The following is a 7500-nucleotide window of genomic DNA, read 5'->3' as shown; positions in this document are numbered from 1 at the left end:
GGATGTGGAGTTGCTTAGACAACTAGGATGTTGGCTTAGAAGCAGCCACCATTTAAAGAGTGCGTAATAGCTCACTAGTCGAGTGACTCTGCGCCGAAAATGTACCGGGGCTAAATACACCACCGAAGCTGCGGATTGATACCAATGGTATCAGTGGTAGGGGAGCGTTCTAAGGACAGTGAAGTCAGACCGGAAGGACTGGTGGAGTGCTTAGAAGTGAGAATGCCGGTATGAGTAGCGAAAGACGGGTGAGAATCCCGTCCACCGAATGCCTAAGGTTTCCTGAGGAAGGCTCGTCCGCTCAGGGTTAGTCAGGACCTAAGCCGAGGCCGACAGGCGTAGGCGATGGACAACAGGTTGATATTCCTGTACCACCTCTTTATCGTTTGAGCAATGGAGGGACGCAGAAGGATAGAAGAAGCGTGCGATTGGTTGTGCACGTCCAAGCAGTTAGGCTGATAAGTAGGCAAATCCGCTTATCGTAAAGGCTGAGCTGTGATGGGGAAGCTCCTTATGGAGCGAAGTCTTTGATTCCCCGCTGCCAAGAAAAGCTTCTAGCGAGATAAAAGGTGCCTGTACCGCAAACCGACACAGGTAGGCGAGGAGAGAATCCTAAGGTGTGCGAGAGAACTCTGGTTAAGGAACTCGGCAAAATGACCCCGTAACTTCGGGAGAAGGGGTGCTTTCTTAACGGAAAGCCGCAGTGAATAGGCCCAAGCGACTGTTTAGCAAAAACACAGCTCTCTGCGAAGCCGTAAGGCGAAGTATAGGGGGTGACACCTGCCCGGTGCTGGAAGGTTAAGGAGAGGGGTTAGCGTAAGCGAAGCTCTGAACTGAAGCCCCAGTAAACGGCGGCCGTAACTATAACGGTCCTAAGGTAGCGAAATTCCTTGTCGGGTAAGTTCCGACCCGCACGAAAGGTGTAACGATTTGGGCACTGTCTCAACCAGAGACTCGGTGAAATTATAGTACCTGTGAAGATGCAGGTTACCCGCGACAGGACGGAAAGACCCCGTGGAGCTTTACTGTAGCCTGATATTGAATTTTGGTACAGTTTGTACAGGATAGGCGGGAGCCATTGAAACCGGAGCGCTAGCTTCGGTGGAGGCGCTGGTGGGATACCGCCCTGACTGTATTGAAATTCTAACCTACGGGTCTTATCGACCCGGGAGACAGTGTCAGGTGGGCAGTTTGACTGGGGCGGTCGCCTCCTAAAGTGTAACGGAGGCGCCCAAAGGTTCCCTCAGAATGGTTGGAAATCATTCGTAGAGTGCAAAGGCATAAGGGAGCTTGACTGCGAGACCTACAAGTCGAGCAGGGACGAAAGTCGGGCTTAGTGATCCGGTGGTTCCGCATGGAAGGGCCATCGCTCAACGGATAAAAGCTACCCCGGGGATAACAGGCTTATCTCCCCCAAGAGTCCACATCGACGGGGAGGTTTGGCACCTCGATGTCGGCTCATCGCATCCTGGGGCTGTAGTCGGTCCCAAGGGTTGGGCTGTTCGCCCATTAAAGCGGTACGCGAGCTGGGTTCAGAACGTCGTGAGACAGTTCGGTCCCTATCCGTCGTGGGCGTAGGAAATTTGAGAGGAGCTGTCCTTAGTACGAGAGGACCGGGATGGACGCACCGCTGGTGTACCAGTTGTTCTGCCAAGGGCATAGCTGGGTAGCTATGTGCGGAAGGGATAAGTGCTGAAAGCATCTAAGCATGAAGCCCCCCTCAAGATGAGATTTCCCATAGCGTAAGCTAGTAAGATCCCTGAAAGATGATCAGGTTGATAGGTTCGAGGTGGAAGCATGGTGACATGTGGAGCTGACGAATACTAATAGATCGAGGACTTAACCATATAATATGTAGCAATGTTATCTAGTTTTGAAGGAATATGCCTTCATAGTTTGGTGATGATGGCAGAGAGGTCACACCCGTTCCCATACCGAACACGGAAGTTAAGCTCTCTAGCGCCGATGGTAGTTGGGACCTTGTCCCTGTGAGAGTAGGACGTCGCCAAGCAACTTTAAGACGAGTCAGAATGACTCGTCTTTTTTGTGTTTATAAAAATAAGAATGGCTGGTAAATCTCAGTTTATTAAAATTTCACTTTATTGTTCACATCAACAAGTTCAAAACGCTCATAGACGAGTAACATATCTTCAGAGAAATTAAGACCAATCTCATTTAGTTCCTTTGTAAAAAAACGAACATGGGTGTCTCTCCAGTAATTATAAGTACGATCTCCTTCACCTTCAGCGATAGCGAATTCTTCGCTTACTTCATTCATTGGTGTTACAGTTACTTCTATTGTCTTAATAATAGCTACAGGTTCATCATTACTATTGAGTATAATACTATAATCATTAGTAGTCGGTAGCGATTCATTTTCTAATTCATAAAAAATGTGACCGGAGCATGTAGCTGTTTTAATACCGTCAATTACTAGTTGTGCAAGATAATTAGGGGCATCCCCAAATTGCCAAGCTGTAACAGATTCTGGTTTTTTGTTGTTTCCCCAATAAGTATCCCAATATGTCTGTGCTAATTGATTCATTTTTATCGTCACCTCACTCTAATTAATATTTAATCTCTTTATAATTCCTTGGAAATTTATTTATTTGTTATGCCTTTGTACTTATTTTTAATTTGTATCAGTGTTTTGCAAATTAAAAAGATACTATGTGGAGTGAATATAGTTTGTAAATATGTTCTGTACATATATGGGATCTTTAATTTTCCAATTGCATTTTATGATAAAGGACATAGTTACTTAAAGAACGTTCAGATTATGAATGGTAGTTTATTATCACTATGCCATATTGAAGTGAGTAATACTAGAGTTGAAATAGATAAAAAAACCGATATTCTAAATTGAATATCAGTTTAATAATATGTGACTTATATGAATCTATAGCAATACGAAAAGCGTAAATAAGATAGCCAACAAAATACGGTAGTATGCAAAAGGTTTTAAACCTATCTTCTCTAAAAGCTTTAGAAAAGTTACTACTGCTAGCATCGCTACTATAAAAGAGGTAATGAATCCTACCGCGAACATAGGGATGTCATCGACACTTAAATACTTCCAACTTTTTAGTAAGTCTAAGCCTGTTGCCCCAATCATTACAGGAAGAGCTATTAGAAAAGAGAATTCAGATGCAGTCTTATAATTTACTTTTGCCAATAGACCTCCAGAGATAGTAGAGCCAGCTCTAGAGAAGCCAGGGTATACCGCTAAGCACTGAAATAATCCGATTGTTAAAGCTTGGCGGTATGTTAAATCGTCCAGTGAATAGGCTGCTGCCTCTTTCTTTTTTACTTCTGCAAAGATCATAAGAATTGCCCCTGCTACAAGTCCAATCACAACAGTGTATGGCTGGAATAAGTATGTTTTAATAATATCATGTAGTAGCAAGCCAGCAACCACTGCCGGAAATACGCCAAGAAATACATGGAACGCGTTGAATTTTTTTTCTTTCTGTATAAGAGGTTTAATATTACATAAAGAAACGAGACGTTTATGATATAAAATTGCAATAGCTAAAATTGCGCCTAGCTGAATAACAATTTCAAACGTTTTTGCTCTTTCTCCCTCAAAGCCTAATAAATGCCCGACTAATATAAGGTGGCCAGTAGAAGATATAGGTAAAAATTCAGCTAATCCTTCTACAATACCGAGTATGAAGGCAATAATGATATCGCTCATAGTTTCACTCCTATACATTAATGAATGTCTACTTTTTTAAAATAGAATAGTGTTGCAATAAATCCGGAAATTGTCGTTACTGCAATGATGATATAAGAATACTCTGGTGGATATGTCGGTTGTAATTCGTTATTTGCGATATCTAGAGTAGCGGTCCACGGAAATAAATCTTTATGCTTGGAGTTTACGAGCATAAGATTAGTCATTGTAATAATGACTGTTAATATAATGGGTGGTACATAGCTCTTCATTACAAGAGTTAGTAGCACAATAGGTGAAGACAATAGAAAGAGAAGTCCACCACATATTAAAAATTCTAGGAAAGAACCTAAAAGTAAAGAAATGTTAAAACCAGGGAAGTTCCCCAATAGCCCTAATATTAAAGTAAGTGCCCAAGCGACTAAAGTTAGCATCATAATCCAAAGAAAGAGAATGATGAATTTACTTGTAATAAAGCTAATGCGTGACACGGGGATAGTTAGTAAATTTTTCAGTGTATCTTCTGTATATTCGCGGGTAAGCAAATAAGCAACCACTACTCCATATAAGGGGAATCCTATAACTAAAGTAGTATATAAGTTAACGTCAGTAAATAATTGATCGAACCAAATAGTTGGAGTTGGCTGTTTTGTTTTTATATGTATATAAGAGGCTACTACAACTAAGAAAGGTGCGACACCAGCACCAATAATGCTAATTAAAAACATATTAGAGCGTTTTAGTTTTAAGAGTTCTGTATAGAGTAGATTAACCAATTGTTCCACCTCCAACTAGTTTGGTGAAATAATCTTCTAGTCTATCTTCACTTATCATCATTTTTAATACTTCAATATCGTTAAGAACGAACGTTCTGTTTATGTATCCTTGTTGTCCAAAATGAGAGTAAATACGAATATTTCCTTCATCATGTACTTCATAATCAAAAATTTGAAGATGATTTTCTAATAACATCACAGCTTTATCGTCATTATTCACTTGAAACTCTATGTACTTACGGTTTGCTTTGCGTAGCGTATCAAGAGAAACTTCTTCTAGTAACTTTCCTTCATGAATAATTCCGATACGATCAACTAACTGTTCTACCTCGGCTAATATGTGACTAGAAATCAGTATTGTTATATTTCTTTCTTGAGCTAAAGAATGAATAAGTTTTCGCATTTCTTTAATACCAATAGGGTCTAGTCCGTTAGTTGGTTCATCTAATATGAGTAGCTCAGGATAATGGAGAAGAGCACGCGCAATTCCTAAGCGTTGCTTCATTCCTAAAGAATACTTTCCTACTAACTTTTTTGTCTCATGCTGCAAGCCTACTATTTCTAATGCTTCTTCGATAGCATTCTTTTTGTCAACCCCAATTATTTTTGCATTAATTAATAGGTTTTCTTTTGCAGTTAAGTTTTCATAAAATCCTGGAACTTCAACTATAGAACCAATTCTGCTTAAAATATCTTTTTGATTTTGGAATAAGTTCTCTCCGAATATTTCAATCGTTCCACTTGTAGGCTTTATAAGACTAAGCAGCATGCGAATGGTTGTTGTTTTACCAGCACCGTTGCGGCCTATGAAGCCATAAATCTCCCCTTGTTGAACATTAATATTTAAATTATCTACTGACTTTTGATTGCCATATACTTTAGTAAGGTTAGTCGTTTTTATAATTGTATTTATAGGAGACACCTGCTTTCTATAAGTTCTTACTTACATCATAAAAAGGAAGGCTTAACTGCATATTAATCATTTCTTAACTATTTCTTAAAAGTATTGTGTTTTGGAATAGAAAAGCCAAAAGTAGTTCGTTTCCATGGAGTACTTTCAACCCATATATGTCCACCGTTTTTCTCAACGAGCGCTTTGGAAATAGAAAGCCCGAGACCGCTACCACCAAATGAAGAGTTTCTTGATTGTTCGCTTCGGTACATTCGCTCAAATACGTTTTGTAAATCATGTTTTGGAATACCAGGGCCTTGATCCCAAATATGAAGTTCGTATTCTGCATCAGCTTCTAGCAATTCGACTCCTATTGTTTTCCCATCCTTTCCGTAATAAATTGCATTTTTCATTAAATTACCGATAATCCGCATAATGCTTAGATGATCTGCGATGATAGGACAAGTAGACTCTGGTATGCGAATTTGCAGTTCGATGTTATGTTTTGAGAGCTCAGGTAAAAATTCAATCAAAACTTCTCTAGTAACTTCAGAAAAGTCGAGTTTTTCTTCTTTTAGTGGAAATTCATTAGCGTCTAGCTTCGCCATATTGAATATTTCATCAACTAGGTGCTTTAAGTTATTTGATTTCATATAGAGTATTTTAAGATATTCTTGTTTTTCTATTTCAGAAGCAGCAACTCCGTCTTTCAAAGCATCTATATATCCGATAATGGAGATAATATGAAGCGACCTCCTAGATTATCAAGTCAGGGATTTTAACCCATAATAATGAATGAAAACATTATGAATGGGGTTATACCCTATGATAATAGGAGGCCACTATGGAAAATATAATCTATATTGGGATGGATGTCCACAAGGAAAGTTTTAGCTTATGTGCACTACACGGAACAACTGGGGAAATTGTAAGAGAAGCACGATGTGCTTCAAATGTATCTCTCGTAAAAAAATTCGTTGAGAAACTGAAAACAAAATATGGTGAAGATATAAAAATTAAAGCTGGATATGAGGCTGGTTGTTTAGGGTATTCACTTCATAATCTTCTTGAACAAAATGGAATTGATTGTGATATTTTAGCTCCCACAACAATGTACAGTTCATCAAAAAATAAAATGGTTAAAAATGATAAATTCGATGCCAAAATGATTGCTCTTAATTTAGCAAATGGCACCTATAAAGAAGTATATGTTCCAGAAGAAGAGGATGTTGCCGTGAAAGAGTATATCCGCATGTTAGGTGATTTTAAAACATCTTTGAAAAAAATAAAACAACAGATAAAAGCATTCCTTTTAAGGCATGGCTATGTGTATGAAGGGAAATCAAGCTGGACAATCGCTTATATGAAATGGTTAAAGAATCTTGATCTACAAGGATTATTCAAAGAAACGTTAGGCGAATACCTATTACAGTATGATGTTCTAGTCGATAAAATTGAGCGGTTCAGTCTGAGATTAGAAGAATTATCTCATCGTGAAAGGTACGAAGAACCAATCGCAAATTTAAGATGCTTAAAAGGTATAGATACAACATCGGCAATGACTGTTCATGTGGAAATTGCAGACTTCACTCGTTTTCCCACGGCTAAAGCATTTATGGCTTATGTAGGATTGACACCAAGCGAAAGCTCAAGTGGAGAAAAAATCAGTCGACGTTCGATTACAAAACAAGGAAATTCGACCGTTAGGTCTACTCTTGTAGAATGTGCAAATGCGTTGGTAAAAGGAACAATCGGATTAAAATCGAAGCGAGTGAAAGCAAGACAAAAAGGGCAACGAAGCGAAGTGATTGCTTATGCGGATCAGGCTGTAGAAAGGTTACAAAGAAAATATTATCGCATGATATATCAAGGGAAACCTAGAAATGTTGCCGTTACAGCTATCGCAAGAGAACTGGGGTGTTTTATATGGGGATTAGAAACAGGTAAAATTCACCGAAAATAAAGAGGGAAGGATATGAAGTTGATTGATTCATTCATAGTTAGAAACCAAAGGTATCAATTGATGGCATAGATGAGCTTCAGAGATAGTGAATTACAGGTCTGGCTATCTATGACTCACCTCTTCTGGCATGGCTGAAATTCTGATAAACAAGCTATTTATTAGAATTTGAAAAGGTGTGATCCACGCAGTGAGA

At 39.1% G+C, this 7500-nt stretch carries 5 protein-coding genes, 2 rRNA genes and 1 pseudogene (1 of these 8 cut by a window edge); 3 read left to right on the top strand and 5 right to left on the bottom strand.

The genetic code is table 11. From position 1 onward, the window contains the following. Together MHH55_RS20595 and rrf are read left to right on the top strand one after the other, a co-directional pair. Nucleotides 1-1847: ribosomal RNA gene (locus MHH55_RS20595) — 23S ribosomal RNA — on the top strand; it begins 1075 nt to the left of the window's first position. A gap of 48 nt (nt 1848-1895) precedes the next feature. Further along, a 5S ribosomal RNA gene (gene rrf / locus MHH55_RS20590) occupies nt 1896-2011 on the top strand. Between the two features lie 75 nt (nt 2012-2086). On the opposite strand, the gene MHH55_RS20585 is transcribed toward rrf, so the two are convergent. The 5 genes and pseudogenes from MHH55_RS20585 to MHH55_RS20565 form a co-directional block, all read right to left on the bottom strand. Beyond that, entirely contained in the window at nt 2087-2545 is a 459-nt protein-coding gene (locus MHH55_RS20585) for an ASCH domain-containing protein (RefSeq protein WP_078188039.1), read from the bottom strand. A 354-nt stretch (nt 2546-2899) separates the two neighbouring features. Beyond that, nucleotides 2900-3697: an undecaprenyl-diphosphate phosphatase UppP gene (uppP, locus tag MHH55_RS20580; protein WP_001279957.1), complete on the bottom strand. Its 798-nt coding sequence runs from the start codon at nt 3695-3697 to the stop codon at nt 2900-2902. A 17-nt stretch (nt 3698-3714) separates the two neighbouring features. Continuing rightward, nucleotides 3715-4452: an ABC transporter permease gene (locus MHH55_RS20575; RefSeq protein ID WP_000247711.1), complete on the bottom strand. Its 738-nt coding sequence runs from the start codon at nt 4450-4452 to the stop codon at nt 3715-3717. Continuing rightward, nucleotides 4445-5374: an ABC transporter ATP-binding protein gene (locus MHH55_RS20570; protein ID WP_078188038.1), complete on the bottom strand. Its 930-nt coding sequence runs from the start codon at nt 5372-5374 to the stop codon at nt 4445-4447. Before MHH55_RS20570 ends, MHH55_RS20575 begins: the two co-directional genes overlap by 8 nt. 68 nt (nt 5375-5442) lie before the next feature. Continuing rightward, nucleotides 5443-6087: pseudogene (locus MHH55_RS20565) on the bottom strand (sensor histidine kinase); the annotation flags it as partial. A 101-nt stretch (nt 6088-6188) separates the two neighbouring features. Here MHH55_RS20565 and MHH55_RS20560 point away from each other — a divergent pair. Continuing rightward, nucleotides 6189-7307, top strand: a complete 1119-nt coding sequence (locus MHH55_RS20560) for an IS110 family transposase (RefSeq protein ID WP_340880263.1) — start codon at nt 6189-6191, stop codon at nt 7305-7307. The last annotated feature ends 193 nt before the right edge of the window (nt 7308-7500 follow it).

Source organism: Bacillus sp. FSL K6-2944 (assembly GCF_038005385.1).
GTDB lineage: Bacteria > Bacillota > Bacilli > Bacillales > Bacillaceae_G > Bacillus_A > Bacillus_A cereus.
This window is presented reverse-complemented; position numbering and strand designations above follow the sequence as displayed.

What these genes read in the sequence shown, in the direction of transcription:
- MHH55_RS20585 (WP_078188039.1), bottom strand. Translation starts at nt 2,545, where the DNA reads ATGAATCAATTAGCACAGACATATTGGGATACTTATTGGGGAAACAAC.
- uppP (WP_001279957.1), bottom strand. Translation starts at nt 3,697, where the DNA reads ATGAGCGATATCATTATTGCCTTCATACTCGGTATTGTAGAAGGATTA.
- MHH55_RS20560 (WP_340880263.1), top strand. Translation starts at nt 6,189, where the DNA reads ATGGAAAATATAATCTATATTGGGATGGATGTCCACAAGGAAAGTTTT.